The organism is Pseudomonas sp. NPDC078416 (assembly GCF_050268485.1).
Lineage (GTDB): Bacteria > Pseudomonadota > Gammaproteobacteria > Pseudomonadales > Pseudomonadaceae > Aquipseudomonas.
In genome coordinates this window covers 161,490-184,068 of record NZ_JBNNGV010000006.1, presented here as the reverse complement: position 1 = coordinate 184,068, position 22,579 = coordinate 161,490, and the positions used below count along the sequence as shown (strand labels likewise).

19 protein-coding genes are annotated in these 22,579 nt (G+C 61.2%); all 19 read left to right on the top strand.

Features of this window, described 5'->3' with window-relative positions; all coding sequences use genetic code 11:
• Positions 1-231 (top strand): hypothetical protein (locus tag ACQKEN_RS09485; RefSeq protein WP_427685243.1); only part of this gene is annotated, 231 nt, incomplete at its 5' end.
• A gap of 949 nt (positions 232-1,180) precedes the next feature.
• Positions 1,181-4,075 (top strand): glycosyltransferase family 2 protein, encoded by a 2,895-nt coding sequence (locus tag ACQKEN_RS09480; RefSeq protein ID WP_427685242.1) that lies wholly within the window; start codon positions 1,181-1,183, stop codon positions 4,073-4,075.
• A 25-nt stretch (positions 4,076-4,100) separates the two neighbouring features.
• Positions 4,101-5,102 (top strand): UDP-N-acetylglucosamine 4,6-dehydratase (inverting), encoded by a 1,002-nt coding sequence (gene pseB, locus ACQKEN_RS09475; RefSeq protein WP_427685241.1) that lies wholly within the window; start codon positions 4,101-4,103, stop codon positions 5,100-5,102.
• Positions 5,099-6,277 (top strand): UDP-4-amino-4,6-dideoxy-N-acetyl-beta-L-altrosamine transaminase, encoded by a 1,179-nt coding sequence (gene pseC, locus ACQKEN_RS09470; RefSeq protein ID WP_427685240.1) that lies wholly within the window; start codon positions 5,099-5,101, stop codon positions 6,275-6,277. Before pseB ends, pseC begins: the two co-directional genes overlap by 4 nt.
• Before the next feature lie 30 nt (positions 6,278-6,307).
• On the top strand, positions 6,308-7,006 hold the full coding sequence (gene pseF, locus ACQKEN_RS09465; protein ID WP_427685239.1) for a pseudaminic acid cytidylyltransferase: 699 nt from the start codon (positions 6,308-6,310) through the stop codon (positions 7,004-7,006).
• Entirely contained in the window at positions 7,006-8,109 is a 1,104-nt protein-coding gene (pseG, locus tag ACQKEN_RS09460; RefSeq protein ID WP_427685238.1) for a UDP-2,4-diacetamido-2,4,6-trideoxy-beta-L-altropyranose hydrolase, read from the top strand. The genes pseF and pseG overlap by 1 nt, the downstream gene beginning before the upstream one ends.
• Before the next feature lie 70 nt (positions 8,110-8,179).
• Positions 8,180-9,232 carry a pseudaminic acid synthase gene (gene pseI / locus ACQKEN_RS09455; RefSeq protein WP_427685237.1) on the top strand — a complete coding sequence of 351 codons (1,053 nt, stop codon included), beginning with the start codon at positions 8,180-8,182 and terminating at the stop codon, positions 9,230-9,232.
• 717 nt (positions 9,233-9,949) lie between these two features.
• Complete coding sequence (locus tag ACQKEN_RS09450; protein WP_074893014.1) at positions 9,950-10,882, top strand: ketoacyl-ACP synthase III; 933 nt, start codon at positions 9,950-9,952, stop codon at positions 10,880-10,882.
• Between the two features lie 101 nt (positions 10,883-10,983).
• Complete coding sequence (locus ACQKEN_RS09445; RefSeq protein ID WP_427685236.1) at positions 10,984-12,279, top strand: motility associated factor glycosyltransferase family protein; 1,296 nt, start codon at positions 10,984-10,986, stop codon at positions 12,277-12,279.
• A complete protein-coding gene (locus tag ACQKEN_RS09440) occupies positions 12,276-12,524 on the top strand; it encodes a hypothetical protein (protein ID WP_427685235.1) in 249 nt (82 codons plus the stop codon). Before ACQKEN_RS09445 ends, ACQKEN_RS09440 begins: the two co-directional genes overlap by 4 nt.
• Positions 12,525-12,694: 170 nt before the next feature.
• Positions 12,695-13,942: a flagellin gene (locus ACQKEN_RS09435; protein WP_427685234.1), complete on the top strand. Its 1,248-nt coding sequence runs from the start codon at positions 12,695-12,697 to the stop codon at positions 13,940-13,942.
• 299 nt (positions 13,943-14,241) lie between these two features.
• Positions 14,242-15,093: a flagellin domain-containing protein gene (locus tag ACQKEN_RS09430; RefSeq protein WP_282371597.1), complete on the top strand. Its 852-nt coding sequence runs from the start codon at positions 14,242-14,244 to the stop codon at positions 15,091-15,093.
• A gap of 73 nt (positions 15,094-15,166) precedes the next feature.
• Positions 15,167-15,556 carry a flagellar protein FlaG gene (locus tag ACQKEN_RS09425; RefSeq protein ID WP_427685233.1) on the top strand — a complete coding sequence of 130 codons (390 nt, stop codon included), beginning with the start codon at positions 15,167-15,169 and terminating at the stop codon, positions 15,554-15,556.
• A 77-nt stretch (positions 15,557-15,633) separates the two neighbouring features.
• Entirely contained in the window at positions 15,634-17,064 is a 1,431-nt protein-coding gene (gene fliD, locus ACQKEN_RS09420; RefSeq protein ID WP_427685232.1) for a flagellar filament capping protein FliD, read from the top strand.
• A 120-nt stretch (positions 17,065-17,184) separates the two neighbouring features.
• Complete coding sequence (gene fliS, locus ACQKEN_RS09415; protein WP_427685231.1) at positions 17,185-17,580, top strand: flagellar export chaperone FliS; 396 nt, start codon at positions 17,185-17,187, stop codon at positions 17,578-17,580.
• 11 nt (positions 17,581-17,591) lie between these two features.
• Positions 17,592-17,888, top strand: coding sequence for a flagellar protein FliT (gene fliT, locus ACQKEN_RS09410; RefSeq protein ID WP_122534872.1), 297 nt, complete (start codon positions 17,592-17,594; stop codon positions 17,886-17,888).
• A 169-nt stretch (positions 17,889-18,057) separates the two neighbouring features.
• Complete coding sequence (locus ACQKEN_RS09405; RefSeq protein ID WP_427685230.1) at positions 18,058-19,533, top strand: sigma-54 dependent transcriptional regulator; 1,476 nt, start codon at positions 18,058-18,060, stop codon at positions 19,531-19,533.
• Positions 19,534-19,672: 139 nt separating this feature from the next.
• Positions 19,673-20,920 (top strand): sensor histidine kinase, encoded by a 1,248-nt coding sequence (locus ACQKEN_RS09400; protein ID WP_427685229.1) that lies wholly within the window; start codon positions 19,673-19,675, stop codon positions 20,918-20,920.
• Positions 20,917-22,323 (top strand): sigma-54-dependent transcriptional regulator, encoded by a 1,407-nt coding sequence (locus tag ACQKEN_RS09395; RefSeq protein ID WP_427685228.1) that lies wholly within the window; start codon positions 20,917-20,919, stop codon positions 22,321-22,323. The genes ACQKEN_RS09400 and ACQKEN_RS09395 overlap by 4 nt, the downstream gene beginning before the upstream one ends.
• Positions 22,324-22,579 lie beyond the last annotated feature (256 nt).

Genomic DNA, 22,579 nt, shown 5'->3' with positions numbered 1-22,579 from the left:
CCGGTTGATCAGTCACTGCTGCTGTGGCTGGTCCAACGCATTCGCCAGCAAGCCGGCTCCTACAGACCTTATATTCGCCGTGAATCCCTGCTGACGGCTTCCCGGCTCAAGCCGGTCCCACATCCGCGTTCATATCCGTTCTCACTGACTGCACACGCCGCTTTAGTGGGACCGGCTTCAGCCGGGAAGAGGCGAGTGCGTGCGCCGCAAGCATTCATGATGCGCCGCTGATAGATGTAGGAGCGCTTGTCCGGGAAGAGGCCAGTACATCCGACGCATATTGATCGTCCGCGCCTACGCCTTCGCGGGCAAGCGCGCTCCTACACTGGGTTTGCAGCGTCTCACTGCTCACGGTTGTATTCAGGATCCGTAGGAGCCGGCTTGCTGGCGAACCCGGTTGATCAGTCACTGCTGCTGTGGCTGGTCCAACGCATTCGCCAGCAAGCCGGCTCCTACAGACCTTATATTCGCCGTGAATCCCTGCTGACCGCTTCCCGGCTCAAGCCGGTCCCACATCCGCGTTCATATCCGTTCTCACTGACTGCACACGCCGCTTTAGTGGGACCGGCTTCAGCCGGGAAGAGGCGAGTGCGTGCGCCGCAAGCATTCATGATGCGCCGCTGATAGATGTAGGAGCGCTTGTCCGGGAAGAGGCCAGTACATCCGACGCATATTGATCGTCCGCGCCTACGCCTTCGCGGGCAAGCGCGCTCCTACACTGGGTTTGCAGCGTCTCACTGCTCACGGTTGTATTCAGGATCCGGAGCCGGCTTGCTGGCGAACCCGGTTGATCAGTCACTGCTGCTGTGGCTGGTCCAACGCATTCGCCAGCAAGCCGGCTCCTACAGACCTTATATTCGCCGTGAATCCCTGCTGACGTCCTCCCGGCTCAAGCCGGTCCCACATCCGCGTTCATATCCGTTCTCACTGACTGCACACGCCGCTTTAGTGGGACCGGCTTCAGCCGGGAAGAGGCCCGCATGTGCACCCTCGATTTTAAGGTGTGACGAATGCCGCGGTCCCGGCCAAAGCCAGCCCTACCCATGGCGCGCAGTCCCGCCATCCAGAGTTGGCGTGCTTCCTGCTTCGTCTCCCCGATATCGCCATTGATCATCTTTTTGACGCCTGGCCGCATCACAGGGAAAACGTAATGCACCGTCATCCATCTCCGGGAAACACCATGCCGCTCGATGCCCAATTGACTCTTGTGGTCCTCACCCATGATCGGCCCGCATTGCTGCGCCGGACATTGCAGTACTACAGTTCGTCGTCGGCCAATGTGCTGGTGCTCGATGCTTCTTCGCAGTCAGCCGCAGACATCGCCGCGCTGTTCCCGCAGGTGGATTACCGCCACGTGCCGCAGTTCGCCGAGACCGGGGTCCAGAGCAGGATCGCCCATGGCGTGACCCAGGTGGCGACGCCGTTCATGGCGTTCGTGGGTGACGAAGATTTTCTGATGCATGACGCGGTGGCCGAGTCGGTGGAATTCCTCGCCGCCCACCCGGACTACGGCCTGTGCCACGGCTATTGCCTGATGTACCAGGCCCACGGCGACAAGGTCGAATACTTCCGCCGCGACAAAAAGGGCCAGGAAGATTTCGCCGCCGACCACAGCAGCGAGCGTGTCCTGAGCTTCATGGACCACTATATTCCGCCGTTCTACGCCGTCACCCGCACGGCGTTGCTGCAACAGTGGTTCGGCGCATTGCCCCAGGGCATCAGCGGCGAACTGCAAGAGTTCGGTCACGCGTACTTCCTGCTCTCGGCCGCCAAGGCGCGTACCCTGCCGATCCCCTACGTGGTCCGCGAACTTCACCACCGGCTCTCCGACCGCCCGACTCATATGCTGAAAAAGCTGAGTGACAGCGATCCGTCAGCAGTGCTCGAACGCCATGAATTCGCCGGTTTTCTGGCAGATCTGACCACGGCCCACGGCGAGATGAATACAGCCGACGGCACCGAGCACGTCAAAAAGGCCTATGCCCACCTGCAGGCTTGTCTCGAAGAACAGCGTTCCCTGGGCCTGACCAGCATCGTGCTGTCGCGCTGGAACGACGTGTTCAAACCGGCGGACCGCCAGTTCGGTCCTCGTCAGTTCGTTGAAATGCCGTTTTACAACCAGGCCTTTTTCGACGTGCTGACCGACATCGAGTTTCTGATCCACGCGCTGCCGGCCGGCAAACTGCAAATGCAACAGCTCGAAGGCACCTGGGTTCAGCAAGAACTGCTGCTGCGCACCCACGGCAACGACAATCCCGAAACCATCGCCAACCGGATGTGGGAAGCGATGGCCCTGAACATCTTCAACCCGCACATCGTCGAGCCGCTCGCCGGCCTTATGGCGCGCCAGGGTGACCCTGAAGAGGCGCTGGAAATGTCGCGCTGGTTGCAGCGCCTGAATTCGGTCCATCGCGAAGACCATCGCGTGACCCTGGCCGACATGCCGTCGGGCCAGTTGTTGCAGTGGCTGGACGCACGCCAGCCGAGCCCGGGTGACGCACAGGCCATCCTAAGCCGCATCGACAGCCTCGGCGGCGGACCGCAGTTCGGCATTCTGTTGCTGGACCTCGACGATGACATGAACAAACTGCAGGTCACCCTGGACAGCCTGGTCGAAGGCCACTGCAAGACTTTCAAGGTGGTGGTGTTCACCAGTGGCGAGCCACCGGCGGCGACGAGCGCGCAAAACACCCTGCATTTCGTCAAGGTCAGCAAGAGCAACTGGGTCGACAAGGTCAATCAGATCGCCCGCCAGTCGACCTGCAACTGGTTGATGCTGGCTGAAGTCGGTGATGCGTTCACCGCTGGCGGCCTGTTGCGCGCCTCCCTGGAACTGCAGGCCGCACCTGACTGCCGCGCGGTGTTCGCCGATGAAGTCCAGCGTGAGGCCAGCGGTGCGCTGACCCATGTCATGCGCCCGGGCTTCAACCTCGACCTGCTGCTGAGCAACCCGACGCCGATGTCCCGCCACTGGCTGGTCCGCCGCGACGTGCTGGTCGAGGCCGGCGGTTACTCCGCCGACTTCGCCCAGGCCGCCGAATTCGAACTGCTGCTGCGCATCATCGAGCAGGGCGGCATGGGCTGGCTGGCCCATCTGGACGAGCCGCTGCTGATTACCGACGCGCAACCGCTGGAAGAGAACGCCCAGCAACGTCTGGCCCTGACCCGGCACCTGAACAATCGCGGTTTCAAGGCCCAGATCAGTCCGGCGGCACCCGGCGCCTGGCGCATCGACTACCGCCACATCCAGCGCCCACTGGTGTCGATCCTCGTCCACGGTGTTGACGACCTGCCGGTGCTGCAGCGTTGCCTGGCGAGTGTCCTGCTGCGCACGCGCTACGCGAACTACGAAGTGCTGATCGCGGACGACCACAGCGTGTCGGCAGAACTCAGCGTATGGCTGGGCCGCCAGCACAAAGGTCGCGTGCGTGTGATTGCCATGGATCAACCGCTGAGTCAGTCCGCGCTGATCAACGCGCTGCGCGAGCAGGCCACCGGCGAATACCTGGCGCTGCTCTCGGCCCATGGCGAAGTCATCAGCCCGAACTGGATCGACGCCTTGCTCAATCAGGCGATGCGCCCGGAAGTCGGCGTGGTTGGCGCCAAGTTGATTGAACGCAACGGCACGGTCAGTCAGGCGGGGTTGATTCTCGGCATGAACGGCGGTGTGGGTTCAGCCTTCGTCGGCGAGGCAAAAGACGCCCCGGGCTACATGAACCGGCTGTTGCTCGACCAGAATTACTCGGCGGTGTCCGACGCCTGCCTGATGGTGCGTACGGAGCTGTTCGACGCCGTCGCCGGCCTGGACCAAGAGCATTTCGCCGACGCCTTCGCCGACGTGGACCTGTGCCTGAAAGTGGCCCAGGCCGGGTACCTGACGGTGTGGACCCCCCATGTGCAGCTCGTGCATCCGGGTTCGTTGCCCGACGCGCCACACACGCTGGCCGCGCTGCAAGACAAATGGTCCGGGGCGTTTGCCCACGACCTGGCGTACAACAAGAATCTGCAACTGACCGGCAAGGGCTTCACCCTCGCTCAGGCCGACGGTTCCAGTTGGGCCGAGCTGCTCGCTTAAGGCCTCCGGGTTAAAGGACTACGTCATGTTCAACGGCAAATCAGTGTTCATCTCTGGCGCGACCGGCTCGTTCGGTCGCATGTTCATCCGCACGCTGCTGGCGCGTTATCAGCCCCGGCGCGTGGTGGTGTTTTCCCGCGATGAACTCAAGCAGTACGAAATGCAGCAGGAATTCAACGCGCCGTGCATGCGCTATTTCCTCGGTGACGTGCGCGATGCCGATCGCTTGCAGCAGGGCATGCGCGGCATCGATTACGTGGTCCACGCGGCGGCGCTCAAGCATGTGCCGGCAGCGGAATACAACCCGACCGAGTTCATCCGCACCAACGTCAATGGTGCAGAAAACATCATCTCGGCGGCCATCGCCAACGGCGTGAAGAAGGTCGTGGCGCTGTCGACCGACAAGGCCGCCAGCCCGATCAACCTGTACGGCGCCACCAAGCTGCTGTCGGACAAACTCTTCGTCGCCGCCAACAACATCGTTGGTGACGAGCAGACGCGGTTTTCCGTAGTGCGTTACGGCAACGTGGCCGGCTCCCGGGGCTCGATCGTGCCGTTCTTCAACAAGCTGCTGGCTGGCGGTGCGGTTGAATTGCCGATCACCGACCCGCGCATGACGCGGTTCTGGATCACCCTCGATCACGGCGTGGATTTCGTCATGCAGAGCTTTGAGCGCATGCACGGCGGCGAAGTGTTCGTGCCGAAGATTCCGTCGGTGCGCATCGTTGATCTGGCTCAGGCCATGGCCCCGGACCTGCCGCACAAGATCGTCGGCATTCGTCCCGGCGAGAAACTCCACGAACTGATGGTGCCCCAGGACGACGCCCGGATGACTTTGGAGTTCGACGACCACTACACCATCGTGCCGTCGATCCGCTTCAATAACGTCGACACCGACTTTGCCGTTGACGCCACTGGCGCGCAGGGCAAGGCGGTTCACGACGAGTTCGAATACCGCTCCGACACCAACCCGGACTTCCTGTCGATCCGCCAGATCGGCGAGCTGCACGCTGACGTTCAGCCATGATTCCGTACGGCAGGCAGAGCGTTGATCAGGCCGATATCGATGCCGTCGTCGAGGTGCTCAAGTCCGACTGGTTGACCCAGGGCCCGACCCTTGAACGCTTCGAAGCTGCCATGGCCGAGCGCTGTGAAGCGGGCTTCGCGGTGGCGGTGTGCAACGCCACGGCGGCGCTGCACATTGCCTGTCTGGCGGCGGGACTGGGGCAGGGCGACTGGCTGTGGACCAGCCCGAATACGTTTCTGGCCTCGGCCAACTGCGGGCGCTATTGCGGCGCGGACGTGGATTTTGTCGACATCGACCCGCTGACCTGGAACCTCGACACCGACGCGCTGGCGCGAAAACTTGAAGCCGCCGAATCAACCGGCAGGCTGCCCAAGGTGCTGGTGGCGGTGGCGTTTTCCGGCAAGAGCTGCGACATGCGCGCCATCGGCGAACTGGCCCGGCGTTACGGTTTTGTGGTGATCGAAGACGCTTCTCACGCGGTCGGCGCGCACTACGCCGGGCGCCCGGTGGGGTGTGGCGAATTCGCCGACATGACGGTGTTCAGCTTTCATCCGGTGAAGATTGTGACCACCGGCGAAGGCGGCATGGTGCTGACCAACCGGCCTGAACTGGCTGAGCACTTGCGCCGTTTACGCAGCCACGGCATGACCCGTGACCCGGCGCAGATGGACGAGCCGAGTCACGGCCCCTGGTATTACCAGCAAGTCGAACTGGGCTTCAATTACCGCATGACCGACATGCAGGCGGCGCTCGGGCTTTCGCAGCTGAACAAGCTCGACGGATTTATTGCGCGGCGGCGGGCGTTGGTGGCGCGCTATCAGACGCTGCTGGCCGACCTGCCGTTGACCTTGCCGACAACCCAGGCCGAGGCTGAGTCGGCGTGGCACCTGTACGTCGTGCGCTTACACACCGACGTGCTGCCAGTAAGCCATCTTCAGGTGTTCGAAGGGCTGCGCGCGGCGGGCATCGGCGTGAACGTGCACTACATCCCTGTTCATTTGCAGCCCTATTACCGCGACTTGGGCTTCAAACCGGGTGATTTTCCTCAAGCCGAGGCCTATTACGCCCAGGCCATCAGCCTGCCGCTGTACCCTGCGATGACCGACGCGCAGCAGGATTATGTGGTCGATCAGCTTCGCCGCCTGCTCTGCAAAACCAACCCGGCGGCCACTTGATGCGAACGAATCCATGACAGGCCCACGAGCATGACTGCCGTCGCCATCATTCCCGCACGGGGCGGCAGCCAGCGCATCCCGCGCAAGAACATCAAGCTGTTCAACGGCGAGCCGGTGATCGCCTATTCCATTCGGGCCGCGCTGGCGAGCGGGGTGTTCGATCAGGTTGTCGTCAGCACCGACGATGAAGAGATCGCCGACGTCGCCCGCGCCCATGGTGCTGATGTGCCGTTCATGCGCCCGGCGGACCTGGCCGATGCTTTCACCGGCACGGCGGCGGTCATTCAGCACGCCCTCGGCGCCCTCAGTTGCTCCTTTGATTACGCCTGCTGCATTTACGCCACCGCGCCGCTGTTGCAGGCGCGTTATCTGCGTCAGGGCCTGGAAGCGCTCGAAGCAGCCGCGGAAAAGTCTTTTGCGTTCTCGGTGTGCAGCTTCGGCTTCCCGGTGCAACGTGCGCTGCTGATCGACAGCGACGGTAGCCTGAGCGCGATGCACCCGGAATTTCGCAGCGTGCGTTCCCAGGATCTGCCCGTCGCCTATCAGGACGCCGGCCAGTTCTACTGGGGCCGCAGCGAGGCCTGGCGGCGCGGCGACACGGTGTTTTCCGAACTCAGCCTGCCGGTGATTCTGCCCCGGCATCTGGTGCAGGACATCGACAGCCCGGAAGACTGGCTGCGCGCGGAATACCTCTACGCCGCGCTAAAGGCCGGTGGGGAGCTGGAGTGATGCGCGTGCTGATCCGCGCCGACGCATCGGTGACCATCGGCAGCGGCCACATCGCCCGCTGCCTGACGCTCGCCAACACGCTGCGCAACGATGGCGCCGATGTGCGCTTTGCCTGCCGCGAACTGCCGGGCCATTTGCTCCAGCGGCTGGCGGATCAGGGCTATGTCGCCCATGCGCTGCCCGCACGCTATAACGCTGAAGAAGATCAGGACATCGAAGCGGCGTTGCCTTGGCAGGCGGACCTGTCCGCCTTGGCCGAAGAGCTTGAGGATGAGCCGCCCTTTGACTGGCTGATCGTTGATCATTACGGGCTGGATGCGCGCTGGGAAAAGGCGGCGCGCGGCCTCGCCGATCGGGTCATGGCGATCGATGATCTGGCCAACCGGCCCCATGGGGTCGAAGTGCTGCTGGACCAGAATTACAGCGCGCAGGCGCTGGATCAACCCTACGCCGCCTGGGTCGGGCCTGAGTGTCAAACGTTTCTGGGGCCGCGATTTGCCTTGCTGCGCGACGAGTTTCAGTGCGAGGCCATCGCGATCAAGCCGCGGGTGGAGCGGGTGCTGGTCAACTTCGGTGGCTTCGATGCGGCCGGCCAGGTGTACGCCACGATGCTGGCGCTTCAGGGCTTCGTTGATCTGCAGGTGGATTTCGTCGCCGGTTTGCATAACCCGAATTGGCAGGCGATGAGCGAGCTGACGGCGTCCCGACCTGAATGGCGGTTGCACACGCTGACGGGGGATTTTTTTGCGCTGATGCAGGCGGCCGATCTGTTTATCGGCGCCGGCGGTGGCACCACCTGGGAGCGCGCGGCGCTGGGGTTGCCGACGATCTGTATGTCGGTGGCGAACAATCAGCAGCTCAATGCGCAATTGCTGGCCGAGGCGGGCGTGCATCTGTATCTCGGGCCTCATGTGCAGCTTGAGCCCGGGCGTTTACGTGACGCGATCGGGCAGCTGTGCGGTGACGCGGTGTTACGCCGGTCGTTCGCGGAACAATCGAGGTTGTTGGTGGATGGTCGTGGTGCCCGGCGCATCGCTGATGCCTTGGCGGCCCCGGCTAACCCAGGCAGTCCCGATACCCTAACAACGGGGCAGGGGGCATGAGCCGCTGCCCGTTCCTATTTTTATCGTTTGGCCTTGTGCCGACCGACGTCACTGCAGCGAGTGAGCAACGATGAATCCTTTCAAGATCGGTTCGCGAACCATCGGCCCCGACGCGCCGCCGTTCATCATTGCCGAGATGAGCGGCAACCATAATCAGTCGCTGGATCAAGCGTTGCGCATCGTTGAGGCTGCGGCCAAAGCCGGCGCCCATGCCCTCAAACTGCAAACCTACACCGCCGACACCATGACCCTGGACATCGCCGAGGGTGAGTTCTTTATCAAAGACCCCAACAGCCTGTGGGCCGGGACCTCGCTGTATGCGCTGTATGAACAGGCGCACACGCCGTGGGAATGGCACGCGCCTATCTTCGCCCGGGCCAAAGAACTGGGGTTGCTGGCGTTTTCCACGCCTTTTGACGAGACCGCCGTGGACTTTCTCGAAAGCCTCGACGTGCCGGCCTACAAGATCGCCAGCTTTGAGAACACCGACATCCCGCTGATCCGCAAAGTGGCGGCCACCGGCAAACCGATGATCATCTCCACCGGCATGGCCAGCATCGCCGAGCTGGACGAAAGCGTGCGCGCGGCGCGGGCAGCGGGCTGCAAGGATCTGGTGCTGCTGAAATGCACCAGCACCTACCCGGCGACACCGGCCAACAGCCACGTGCGCACGATTCCGCACCTGGCCGGGTTGTTCGGCTGCCAGGTGGGTTTGTCTGATCACACCATGGGCGTCGGCGTATCGGTGGCGGCGGTGGCCATGGGGGCGACGGTCATCGAAAAACACTTCACCCTCGACCGCGCCGATGGCGGGGTCGACGCCAGTTTTTCCCTGGAACCGGCAGAAATGGCCAGCCTGGTCATCGAAACCGAGCGGGCCTGGCAAGGCATGGGCCACGTGCAATACGGCGCCACCGAAGCCGAACAGAAATCGCTGCAATACCGTCGCTCCTTGTACGTGGTGCGGGACATCGCCGAGGGTGAAGCCTTCAGCGCAGCCAACATCCGCGCCATCCGCCCCGGCCTGGGCCTGGCGCCCAAACATATCGATGCCGTATTGGGACGCAAGGCCCGGCACACGCTGAAACGCGGCTCGGCGTTAAGTTGGGATGGGGTGGGTTAGGCAGGGTCGACCACGCTGCCCACGAATCCGGGTGCCATGGCTGGCGTTCAGTCCGTAGGAGCCGGCTTGCTGGCGAACGCGTCGGGGCAGTCACCTTGGCGGTGGATGATAGAACGGGTTCGCCAGCAAGCCGGCTCCTACAAATGTGACGTGTTGTTCGCCGGATTTGCGCCTGACGCTGAATCGATGTAATTGGCACTACCTTCCTTGAAGACTCGGATAAGACCTTGTAGGAGCGCGCTTGCCCGCGAACAAGGCGGTACATCCGCTGCATCTCCACCGGGAGGAACACCGTCTTCGCGGGCACGCGCGCTCCTACCCATGTCACCCGTCGTTCGCCGGATTTGCGCTGAGGCACCAAATGTCAGGCGTTGACCGCTGGATCTGCGTCTGACGCAATGCCGATGACATTGAAACCACCCGCCACAATCCGGTGACATCTTCATGTCAATTACCTGTCTGAGCAGCGATCTGATGTTGCGCAGCACCTGTCGGTCAGCTAAAAGCTTGTAAAACTTTTGGTGACCTGTGGGTCATAACGGGCATCTTCACTGTATCGTGTTGGCGGGCCGTGACGTCGTCGGGCTGATGCCAGAGCGATTCTGGTGTCGCTTTGGCGTGTACGTCGCCTCTTTTTCAGGCCGCAAGCCCCGGATTTTCAACGCCCCGCTTAACCGCGCCGGGTGATGTTCAGCAGTTTTTTATTGGGAAGCCATGATGATTGGCATCAAGAGCATAGCGAGTTATGTGCCCACAGCCGGCGTCGACAATTACGCCCAGGGTGCCAAATTCGGAAAGGATGAAGACTTCATCCTTGGCAAGATCGGTTCTGCTTTTCTGCCGCGCAAAGACGACAGCCAGGAAACCTCGGACCTGTGCGTCGAAGCGGTCAACCAGCTGTTCGCCAACAACCCCGGGCTGTCACGGGACGCCATCGATGCACTGATCGTCGTCACCCAGAACGGCGATGAGGAAGGCCTGCCGCACACGGCCGCCATCGTCCAACACAAGCTCGGCCTGCCGACCCACATCGCCGCGTTCGACATTTCCCTCGGCTGCTCGGGCTACGTCTACGGCATCTATGCGCTGAAAGGCTTCATGGAAGCGACCGGCCTGAAAAACGGCCTGCTGGTCACCGCCGACCCGTATTCGAAGATCGTCGACCCGGAAGACCGCAACACCACCATGCTCTTCGGCGACGCCGCCACGGCGACCTGGATGAGCGACGACGCCCCATGGCAGCTGGGCAAATCCAAATTCGGCACCGACGGCTCGGGGGCAGAGTTCCTCAAGACCACCGACGGCGCGTTCTACATGAATGGGCGTCAGGTCTTCAACTTCGCGCTGGTCAAAGTGCCTGCGCACCTCAACGAATTGCTCGAAGACTCCGGCCTGCAATCCTCCGACGTCGACGCGTTCTGCATCCACCAGGGCAGCGCGGCCATCGTCGATGCGGTGGCCCGTCGGTTCGAGGACGGCAAGTCGCCGGAGAAATTCGTCAAGGACATGCTCGAGACCGGCAACACGGTGTCTTCCAGCATCCCGCTGCTGCTGGAAAAACACGTCATGAACGCCACCTGGAAACGCATCGCGGTCAGCGGTTTCGGCGTGGGCTTGTCGTGGGGCTCGGCGATCCTTTATCGTCCCTGACATCGCGTCACCGGGCTGACCCCAGCCTGCACAACGGCGACGCTGATTTCTCAGGTCGCCGTTTTGCTGTCTGCACCTCTCAGGGAACAAGGACTGTCGTAATGAGCGAGTCTTTCCAGCGCAACCTCGCCGTGATCGAACAGCGCTGGCCCGACGTGGCCCGGCGGTTGCGCGCCGAAAACGTCGAATCCATTCCCGCGCAGCTGATCGAAGGCCGACAATCGACCCTCAGCATTGGCGGCATCCAGCTCACCAGCCGCCATGATCGCCTCGCCGAAGCGAACACCCAGGCGCAAAGCCTGTCCGCGAACAGCCCCGTCGTACACCTTTACGGCACCGCCCTCGGCGATCTGCAGCGGGTACTACTGGCCGAAGCTTCCCTGCACACGCTGCACGTCCACATCCTCAACGGCGCGTTGTTCGCCCTGGTGCTGCAACTGCTGGAACAGGATGACTGGCTGTCCGACACCCGCGTGAACCTCGCCTATGCCGATGCTCGCAGTGAAATCCTGCTGCCATTCTTCGCGCTGCCGGCCGAACTGGTGCTGGCCGACGACAGCAACGCACGGATCCGCGATCGGCTGGTCAGCGAAGTCCATGTCGAGTTCAACAATCAGGCCTTCGCCGGCGACACGCCCGACAACGCGCGCCTGCTGGAACAGGGCAGGGCGCTGCTGCAACAGGACACCGATGTCGCCGAGTTGTTTGACACTCAATCCGGGTGCGACGTGTTCGTGATCGCCACGGGGCCCAGTCTGCAACAGCATTTGCCGCGCCTCTTAAGCACGTCTAACAGCGCCAACCGGCCGCTGATCATCTGTGTCGACACGGCCTACGTGCCGCTGCGCAACCAGGGCATCAGGCCGGACGTGGTGGTGAGCATCGACCACCGCATCACCCCACGGCATCTCCCCGCCGAGGATTCGGCCCACATCGCGCTGGTCTATGTGCCGGGCCAGGACGCCGGCATGCTGGAGGCATGGCAAGGCCCGCGCTACGTCGGCTATTCCACCAGCCCGCTGTATGCCCGGCTGCGCGAGCAGATTCCCAAGGCCACCTTGCATGTGGGCGGTAGCGTCATTCATCCCGCCGTCGATCTCGCCGTCAGAATGGGCGCCGCACGAATTACCCTGTTCGGTGCCGACTTCGCCTTCCCCGGCGGCAAGACCCACACCGGCTGGCAGGACGGCGACCTGGGGCCTGCCCTGAACATCGCCAAACATTGGGTGCGCGACGGCCGTGGCAACAAGGTCAAAACGCAGCTCAATTTCCGCAGCTACCTCATCGAACTCGAACGCTTCATCGCCCGCCACCCCGAGGTCACGTTCCTCAACACCAGCCGTGACGGTGCTTTGATTGCCGGCGCCGAATTCGACCTGGACTGGACCGCGCCATGACCCTGCCTGAACACGTTGTAGAAGAAGCCCGCGAATGCGCGAAGCTGTTTCGCCTGGGCCGGGATATCGAAGGGGCCTTGAAAATGGTCGAGTTGATCGACCGCTCGCTGCCGCTGATGGATGGGGTTTCTGCCCAGAGTCAGGCTGAATGGGGGAGGGTGTTGAGTGCGATTCTGGCGTGCCAGGAGCGGCAGGACTGGTTGGGGTTGGCGGATTGGCTTGAAGTCGAGTTTGTTGAAGTCTGACACTTTCCCATTCTCGGGAAGTTAGAGAAAACTCCTACATTAGTTTCAGTTTGATCTGAATTGAGCGGCCCGCAGGGGCCGTTTTTTTATGTTTTTTTAATATCCAGTCTGTTTAAGGACTTAGCGATTTTATTACCCTTCAACTGTCGTGATGGCTCGGCCTGTGCGCCATGTTTGTTGTTAAAGCCAATGTGCAGATCGTCGATACCGGGACTGTAGGTTCTCCGGGAGAAATGGACTTCCCCGAAGTGAGAGAACCCTCCGTTTCTATCAACGAGGAATTAAAAATGGCTTTAACCGTAAATACCAATATTGCGTCACTGTCTGTTCAGCGGAACTTGAACCGGTCTTCCGATTCGCTGAGTACCGCCATGACACGTTTGTCTTCCGGGCTGCGGATCAATACCGCCAAGGACGATGCCGCTGGGTTGCAACTTGCCACTCGACTCACCACCCAGATTCGTGGCATGACAGTCGCCACCCGTAATGCCGGGGCGGCTATATCCATTATTCAAACGGCTGAAGGCGCGCTGGATCAGTCCTTGAGTAACTTGCAGCGGATGCGCGACCTCGCGGTGCAAGCTGCCAACGGTGATAAAGGGCCGAAAGAAAGGGATGCTTTAAATGCCGAGTTCCTGAAGCTGACGGCCGAAGTGTCCAGGACCGCCAAAGGTACAACGTTCGGCGCTGAGTTGAATTTGCTGGATGGAAGTGCGGGGGAACTGAGTTTCCAGATTGGTGCGAATGTGGGCGCGACTGAGAAGATCAGTCTTACTCTCAGTGATGATTTTTCATCCGAATCAATCTTTGTTGCAACTGAAGATCGGGCGGCTGTTGCTGCAACTGCCACACACTCGGGGTCGGCGGCGATCGTCAAAGGTGATTACACGCCGCTCTCAATTGACGGCAGCGGGTCGAGAAACATAGTCAATACTGTCACGGCGCAGATGGCGGCCGACATTGAGACAGCGAAGACGGGGCTCATTGCAGCCGAGGCGACGTTTGCAGGGATTCAGACGCCTGTGCAAGCCGATGTCGACACGCTTAATGCCGCCAAAAAGGCGGTGACTGACGCTGAGAAAATCCTTGGCGATGCGAAGTCAGCAGATGAGGCGCTCAACAAACCCGCTCGTACCGAGAACATCGAGTACACCATAAAGGCCATTGACGCCGCGATCGGCAAGATCAACTCCGCCCGCGCCGATCTGGGCGCCAATCAGAACCGCATGATGAGCGCGATCGAAAACCTCCAGAACATGACCAAGAACGCCACCGCGTCCCGAGGCCAGATAGAGGACGTTGATTTCGCGGCGGAGACTGCGGAAATGACCAAACAACAAACCCTCCAGCAAGCTTCCACGGCAGTCCTGGCCCAGGCCAACCAACTCCCGGCAGCCGTCCTCAAGCTGCTGCAATAACCCACACGCCTCTATAGATGAGGCCAACCAAAACCCGGGCGCGCCGCAGGGTGCGCCCGTCTTTATGAGAACTGGTTAACAAATCGCCGGGTCAGGTTAAAGCTTCCAGGGGTTGCGCCGAAACGCTGTGTATCCCCGGACAACAAACTGCGGGGGTGGCGCTCTGGTGGCAAATAAATTTGAAAAAGCCCTCAAGCTCCTGGCAACCGCGACGATAAACATTACGTAGGTTCTCTAGGCCACACCCGGCGCTTGCCAGGGCCGGATAGCCGCAGCACACAACTCACGAGGAATTCATCATGGCTTTAGGCGTAAACACCAACGTAGCTTCCCTGGCTGTTCAGAAGAACCTGTCCAAAGCTTCCGATGCACTGTCGACTTCGATGACTCGTCTGTCTTCCGGTCTGAAAATCAACAGCGCTAAAGACGACGCAGCCGGCCTGCAGATCGCAACTCGCGAAACTTCGCAAATCCGCGGCCAGACCGTTGCCATCAAGAACGCCAACGACGGCATCTCGATCGCCCAGACCGCTGAAGGCGCTCTGCAAGAATCGACCAACATTCTGCAGCGTATGCGTGAACTGGCTGTTCAGTCCCGAAACGACACCAACGGTACTGCTGACCGTAACTCGCTGAACGCCGAATACGGCCAGATGTCTGACGAACTGACCCGTATCGCTCAGTCCACTAACCTGAACGGCAAGAACCTGCTGGACGGTTCCGCTAGCACCGTGACTCTGCAAGTCGGTTCCAACACTGGTACTTCGAACCACATCGACCTGGTCCTGACCGGCAGCTTCACTGCATCGGCTCTGGGCGTTTCGAGCGGTAGCAGCTCGATCAGCGGCAGCGACAACACCTCTGCCCACACCAACGTTGACGCCGCTATCTCGGCAATCGACGCGGCTCTGGCAACGATCAACAGCACCCGTTCGAGCCTGGGTGCTTCGCAAAACCGTCTGACCAGCACCATTTCCAACCTGCAAAACGTCAACGAAAACGCCACTGCTGCACTGGGTCGTATTCAAGACACCGACTTCGCCGCTGAAACCGCTAACCTGACCAAACAACAGACTCTGCAATCAGCTTCTACCTCTGTTCTGGCCCAGGCTAACCAGCTGCCATCCGCTGTTCTGAAACTGCTTCAGTAATAACGGCTAGAGTTTTGGCGGGGGAGTATGCTTGCGTGCTCTCCCGCTTTTTACTTTCAAGAGGTGAGTGTGCATGGACATAAGTAACAGGATGAATCTGTCTTATCCAATGATCCAGTCGTTGCCCGCGGTGCCTGTGGTTGCTGACAAGCCGGCCGTGGCGCCTCAAGTCGTTCCTGCTCCGGCGGCTTCATCGGCGTCAGACTCATCGACAAGTAAAGACTCAGACCCAGACAGGAAGCCAGAAGAGCTGGAAGCGGCCGTCAAGCTAATGGAAAAGTTCTTTCAGCCGGTTCATCGTAACCTGGAGTTTTCCATCGACGACAAGTCGGGGAAAGTGGTGGTGAAAGTGATCGCCGCCGATACAGGTGAAGTGGTGCGGCAATTGCCGTCTGCTGAAGCGTTGAAGCTTGCCGACAGTCTGAAGAACGCCAACAGCCTGTTGTTCGACGCAAAAGTTTAAATGGCATGAAGCGTGAACGCGGCACTTGGGTGTGGCGTGCTCGTCAAAATGCCGACTACAACTGAAAGGAGACTCACATGGCTAGTCCTATTACACCTGCAACCGGCCTCGGCTCGGGCCTGGCAATCGGTGACATCGTTACCGCGCTGGTCAACTCCGACAAGTCGGCCAAGCAGACCCAGATCACCACTCAGACCAAACTGGTCACCACCAAGATTTCCGGCATCGGCACGCTGCAAAGCGCGATGACTGCCTTTCAGACCGCCCTGACCAACCTTGGCAAAACCGACACGCCTGCGTTTGCCGGCTATGCGGCTAAAGCCTCCGACGCGACCAAGCTGACCGTAACGTCCGATAACTCGGCCGTGCCCGGTACGTACAGCATTGACGTCAAAAACCTCGCCACCAGCTCGAGTGTTGCGAGTGCTTCGTTCTCCGGCGGGTCCGCCAGTGCTATTCCGAGTGGCGATTTGACCCTCACTCAAAATGGCATTGACACCAAGATCACCATTCCGACCGGCGCTACGCTGGCGTCGGTGGCCAAGCAGATCAACGCACAAAGCGCGACCTCGAAGATCAGCGCCAACATCATCACCGATGACAATGGCTCACGCCTGGTGTTCAGCTCTACGGTGACGGGTAAAGGCACGGATATTACGGCGTCGAGCACGACGTCCAGTGAATTCAACATTGTTGCCGGCGCTGCGCTTGACCCGAAAAGCACTACCAGCGCCGGCTATATCGGCGCGCAAGCGGTCGATGCCAGTCTGACCGTCAACGGCCTGAGCATCACCAGTGCCAGCAACACCATCGACAAGAGCCTCGGCGGCGTTTCCATGACATTGGTGGGGGGGTTGGGTGCTTCGACCGTGACGGTGTCGGGGAACAACGATGGCCTGAAAGCCTCGCTGCAAACCTTCGTCGATGCTTACAACACCGTCGTCAAAGCCGTGTCCAGCGTCACCAAGGCGACGGTAAGCGACACCCCGGACAAAACCACCGGCGCAACCGTGACGGCTGCGGCGCTTACCGGCGATGCGATGCCTCGCTCGATCCTCTCGGCCATCCGCGACCAGTTGGTGACGACCGGTGCCCCAGGTGGCCTTTCCGTGCTCTCGCAGTTGGGCATCACCACCGGTCAATCCGACGGTACGCTCAGTCTTGATGCGACGAAGTTTACCAAGGCGATGGACCAGGGTCTGGCGGGCGACGTGCAGCAACTGTTCAGCGGCACGGACAGCACCAACGGATTGCTGTCACGGATGAAGGCTGCCATCACGCCTTACACCCAGACCGGCGGCATTTTCGATACGCGCACCACCAGCCTCAACAAGCAGCAGACCGATCTGACGAACCAACAGACCGCCCTCGACCTGCGGGTGACGACGTTGACCGCCACGTTGACCGCCAAGTACAACGCGATGGACTTGCTGGTGGGGCAGCTGAAAGCCTCTTCCACCAGCATCACCTCGTTCTTCGACTCGCTCAATGCCCAGAAGAGTGGCTGACCGTTGACGAGTTGATCAAGACCCGGCCTTCAGTGCCGGGTTTTTGGCATCTGGCCTTAAAGTTTTTCCTGGCCGTGTCGATACCCTCACTATAGAAACTTCGTTGCGCGAGGTAAGACAATGAACCGTATGGCAGCCCTTCGGCAGTATCAGAAGGTCAACTCACACGCCCAGACCGCCGTGGCCACGCCGCACCGTCTGGTACAGATGCTGATGGAAGCCGGTCTGGACCGTATCGCCCAGGCCAAGGGTGCCATCGAGCGTAAGGACGTTCCCGCCAAAGGCCTGTTGATTGGCAAGGCGATTGAAATCATCGGTGGCCTGCGCGAAGGTCTGGACATGGAAAAACAGGCTGAAGCCCTGGCCCATGTCGACAACCTTTACGTGTACCTGATGAAGCGTCTCGCAGAAGCGAACATCAAATCCGATCCCAGGATCCTCGATGAGGTCAGCGGCCTGCTGATCACGGTCAAGGAAGGCTGGGATGCGATCGGCGATCAACAGCCCGTGCTCTGAAGGAGAAACCCATGAGCGTTGCACTCAAGCGAATCGAAGAAACCCGTGAAGCCTTGGTAGATGCCCTCGAGCAGCGGGACTGGGAGGCGATCGGCCAGCTCGATATGGCCTGCCGGGCCTGCGTCGATGAAGTGATCAGCCAGGCGAGCAACGATGAGCCTGAGTTGCGCAACAATCTGGAAGAGCTGCTAGGCGTCTATCGCAAGCTTATTGACGTCGCTGTGGGCGAACGTCAAGCGATCGTCGACGAAATGTCGCAGATCCAGCGAGCGAAAAGCGCGGCAAAGGTTTACCATCTGTTCGGTTGACACTTGGTCCATAGCCAAAATATGTACGCCATAAAATTGACTGTGTACGGTTTTTTGACTTAACTAGTGAAGTTCACTAATTTCGGTGATTGACACGTCTCAACGGACGAAACGAAAGCCAAGCTTGCCCGTGACCGGGCATCGAGTTGACTAGGGAAGTTGCTATTGCATGTGGCGTGAAATCAAAATCCTGCTGATCGATGACGATAGCCAGCGCCGCCGCGACATGGCGGTGATCCTGAACTTTCTGGGTGATGAGAACCTGTCCTGCTCCAGCACAGACTGGCAGCAAGTCGTGGGTTCGTTGACCTCTACCCGAGAAGTGCTCTGCGTGCTGGTCGGCAGCGTGAACGCCCCGGGCAGCCTTCAGGGCCTGCTCAAAACCGTGGCCGCGTGGGACGAGTTCCTTCCGGTCCTGCTGATGGGCGAGAACTCCTCGGCCGAACTGGCGGACGATCTGCGCCGCCGGGTGCTCTCCACCGTCGAGATGCCGCCCAGCTACAGCAAACTGCTGGACTCCCTGCACCGTGCCCAGGTCTATCGCGAGATGTACGACCAGGCCCGTGAACGCGGGCGTCAGCGCGAACCCAATCTTTTCCGCAGCCTCGTCGGCACCAGCCGTGCGATTCAGCACGTGCGCCAGATGATGCAGCAAGTCGCCGACACCGACGCCAGCGTGCTGATCCTCGGTGAATCCGGGACCGGCAAGGAAGTTGTCGCACGTAACCTGCATTACCATTCCAAGCGCCGCGATGCGCCATTCGTGCCGGTCAACTGCGGCGCGATTCCGGCCGAGCTGCTTGAAAGCGAACTGTTCGGCCACGAGAAAGGCGCCTTCACCGGCGCCATCACCAGCCGGGCAGGGCGCTTCGAACTGGCCAACGGCGGCACGCTGTTTCTCGATGAGATCGGCGACATGCCGCTGCCGATGCAGGTCAAGCTGCTGCGCGTGCTGCAGGAGCGCACCTTTGAGCGTGTGGGCAGCAACAAGACCCAGAGTGTCGACGTGCGCATCATTGCCGCGACCCATAAAAATCTTGAAGACATGATCGTGATCGGCAGTTTCCGCGAGGATCTCTACTACCGCCTGAACGTGTTCCCGATCGAGATGGCACCGTTGCGTGAGCGTGTGGAAGACATTCCGCTGCTGATGAACGAGCTGATCTCGCGCATGGAACACGAGAAGCGCGGTTCGATCCGCTTCAACTCCGCTGCCATCATGTCCCTGTGCCGCCACGGCTGGCCGGGCAACGTTCGCGAACTCGCCAACCTCGTCGAGCGCATGGCGATCATGCACCCGTACGGTGTCATCGGCGTCTCCGAGCTGCCGAAGAAATTCCGCTACGTCGACGACGAAGACGAGCAACTGGTCGACAGCCTGCGCAGCGATCTCGAAGAGCGCGTGGCCATCAATGGCCATACGCCGAACTTCGCCAACAGCGCGTTGCTGCCCCCTGAAGGTCTGGACTTGAAGGACTACCTGGGTGGTCTCGAGCAGGGCCTGATTCAGCAGGCGCTGGACGATGCCAACGGGATCGTGGCACGCGCCGCCGAACGTCTGCGCATCCGCCGCACCACGCTGGTGGAGAAAATGCGCAAGTACGGCATGAGCCGCCGCGAAGGCGACGAACAGGTCGAAGACTGACTGTCGATTGACGCGTCAAAAATAAACCGCTGATTTTTCAGCGGTTTTTTTTCGGCACGAGGATTGCTATGTCTCTGGGAACATACCGTTTACTGACGGTTCGCTACCCGAGAGATCAACTATGCCCCAGGCCGCTCAGATGTCTTCCGAACCCGGTTTAGCCATTGGTTCGTTAGTGCAGCAGTCCCCGGAAGTGGCGAGCAGGCAAGGGCTTGAACAGGCCTTTGCGCTGTTCAGCCAGATGTCGACTCAACTGACCGATTCCTACGGCCTTCTGGAAGCACGGGTTACCGAGCTCAAGGGCGAACTGGCCGTGGTCAGCGCCCAGCGCATGCAGGAGCTGGCGGAGAAGGAGCGTCTGGCCAACCGCTTGCAGCATCTGCTCGATCTGCTGCCCGGCGGCGTCATCGTGATCGATGGCACCGGCATGGTTCGCGAGGCCAATCCCGCGGCGCTCGATCTACTGGGCGAGCCGTTGATCGGCATGCTCTGGCGCAACGTCATCGCCCGCTGCTTTGCGCCGCGTGAGGATGATGGCCATGAAATCTCCCTGAAGGACGGCCGCCGGTTGTCCATTGCCACCCGTTCCCTGGACGCCGAGCCAGGTCAACTGGTGCTGCTCAACGACCTGACCGAAACCCGTCATCTGCAAAGTCAGCTGGCGCGCCATGAGCGCTTGTCGTCCCTGGGCCGGATGGTCGCCTCGCTTGCCCATCAGATACGCACGCCGCTCTCCGCCGCCATGATTTACGCCAGCCATCTGGCCGAACAGGCGTTGAACGTCGAGACCCAGCAGCGCTTCGCCGGCCGGCTCAAGGAGCGTCTGCACGAGCTCGAGCATCAGGTGCGCGACATGCTCGTGTTTGCCCGTGGCGAGCTGCCCCTGACTGACCGGGTGACGCCGGCCGCGCTGGTCGCCGCCGTCGAATCCGCCGCCCAGACCCATGTCCGCGACGTGGCGGTGCGCTGGCAGTGCGACAGCCCGACGGGTGAATTGCTGTGCAACCGCGATACGCTGGTCGGCGCGCTGCTCAATCTCATTGAAAACGCGGTCCAGGCCAGTGCCGGCCAGAGTGACGGGCGGCGCCGCATCAAGATCCATGCGTACAACCGCGGCACCACATTGCGCCTCTGTATTAGCGACAGTGGCAGCGGCATTGAGCCTGCGGCGCTGGCCCGCATCGGCGAGCCCTTCTTCACCACCAAAACCACCGGCACCGGCCTTGGTCTGGCCGTTGTCACCGCCGTGGCGCGAGCGCATCAGGGCCATGTTGAATTCCGCTCGCGCCCGGGCCGTGGCACCTGCGCCATCGTCTCGTTGCCCCTGATTCCTGGCGCCGGGACTGGCCCTGACGCGTTGGCCATAACGGCAGGTGAGCGCTCATGACCATCAAGGTGTTGCTGGTCGAGGATGATCCTTCTTTGCGTGAAGCGCTGGGGGAAACCCTGGCGCTGGCCGGCCATGCCTATCAGGCGGTCGGGTCGGCGGAAGAGGCGTTGATTGCCGCTGCCGATTCAGCGTTCAGCCTGGTGGTCAGCGACGTCAATATGCCCGGCATGGACGGTCACCAATTGCTCGGCCAGTTGCGCAGCCGCTACCCGCAATTGCCGGTGCTGTTGATGACCGCCCACGGCACGGTCGACCGCGCGGTGGATGCGATGCGTCAGGGTGCGGCCGATTATCTGGTCAAACCGTTCGAGCCCAAGGCGTTGGTCGCGTTGGTGGCTCGCCATGCATTGGGCCGCCTCGGGCCGGCCGATGGCGAGGGTCCGATTGCGGTCGAGCCTGCCAGCGTGCAGTTGCTCAGCCTCGCCAGTCGTGTCGCGAAGAGCGATTCGACGGTGTTGATTTCAGGCGAGTCCGGCACGGGTAAAGAAGTGCTGGCGCGTTTCATCCATGAGCAATCGCCCCGGGCCGGCAAGCCGTTCATCGCGATCAACTGCGCAGCCATTCCGGACAACATGCTTGAGGCCACACTGTTCGGCCACGAGAAAGGCTCGTTTACCGGCGCCATTGCTTCCCAGGCCGGCAAGTTCGAGCAGGCCGAAGGCGGCACCATTCTGCTCGACGAGATTTCCGAAATGCCCATGGGGCTGCAGGCCAAGCTGTTGCGTGTGCTGCAGGAGCGGGAAGTGGAGCGCGTCGGTGCGCGCAAGCCTATCGAACTGGACATCCGCGTACTGGCGACGACCAACCGCGACCTGGCGGGCGAAGTGGCCGCAGGGCGCTTCCGGGAAGATCTGTTTTATCGATTGTCGGTGTTCCCGCTCGCGTGGCAATCCTTGCGCCAGCGTCCCGCCGACATTTTGCCGCTGGCCGAGCGTCTGCTGGCCAAGCACGTCAATAAAATGAAGCATGCCCCGGTGCGGCTGTCGGCCGAAGCGCAGCAGTGCCTGATCAGCTACGCCTGGCCGGGCAACGTCCGCGAGCTGGACAACGCGGTGCAGCGGGCGCTGATTCTGCAGCAGGGCGGCGTGATCCAGGCCGAGGACTTCTGTCTGGCCGGGCCGGTGACATTCGCCGTCGCGCCGACGCCTCAAGTGTCGGCAGTCGCAAGCGGTGCCATGGACGCGTCGCCCGACACGAGCAGCGGGGAAGGGGCCGGCGCCCTGGGGGAAGACCTGCGTCGCCGCGAGTTCCAGATGATCATCGACACCCTTCGCGCCGAACGCGGCCGTCGCAAGGAGGCCGCCGAACGCCTCGGTATCAGCCCGCGTACGTTGCGCTACAAGCTGGCGCAGATGCGTGATGCGGGGATGGATGTCGAAGGGTTTCTGTTTGCCTCCTGAAACTGCGGGCCTGCCGGTAATCCTGAACGCGCGACGACACGTGATAACCCGGTAGGAGCGTGGCTTGTCCCGCGATCGGCTGCGCAGCAGTCGTGAATCAATAGACCCTGTGTGTTCGATACACCGCATCCACCGGTTTGCTGCCGCTGCTCGCCAGATCGCGGGACAAGCCACGCTCCTACACGTTCTTGTCCTGCCGAAATGTACCCATCCGAACACTTTCATCAAACGTGGCATATGGCCGCTATTGGTCTGG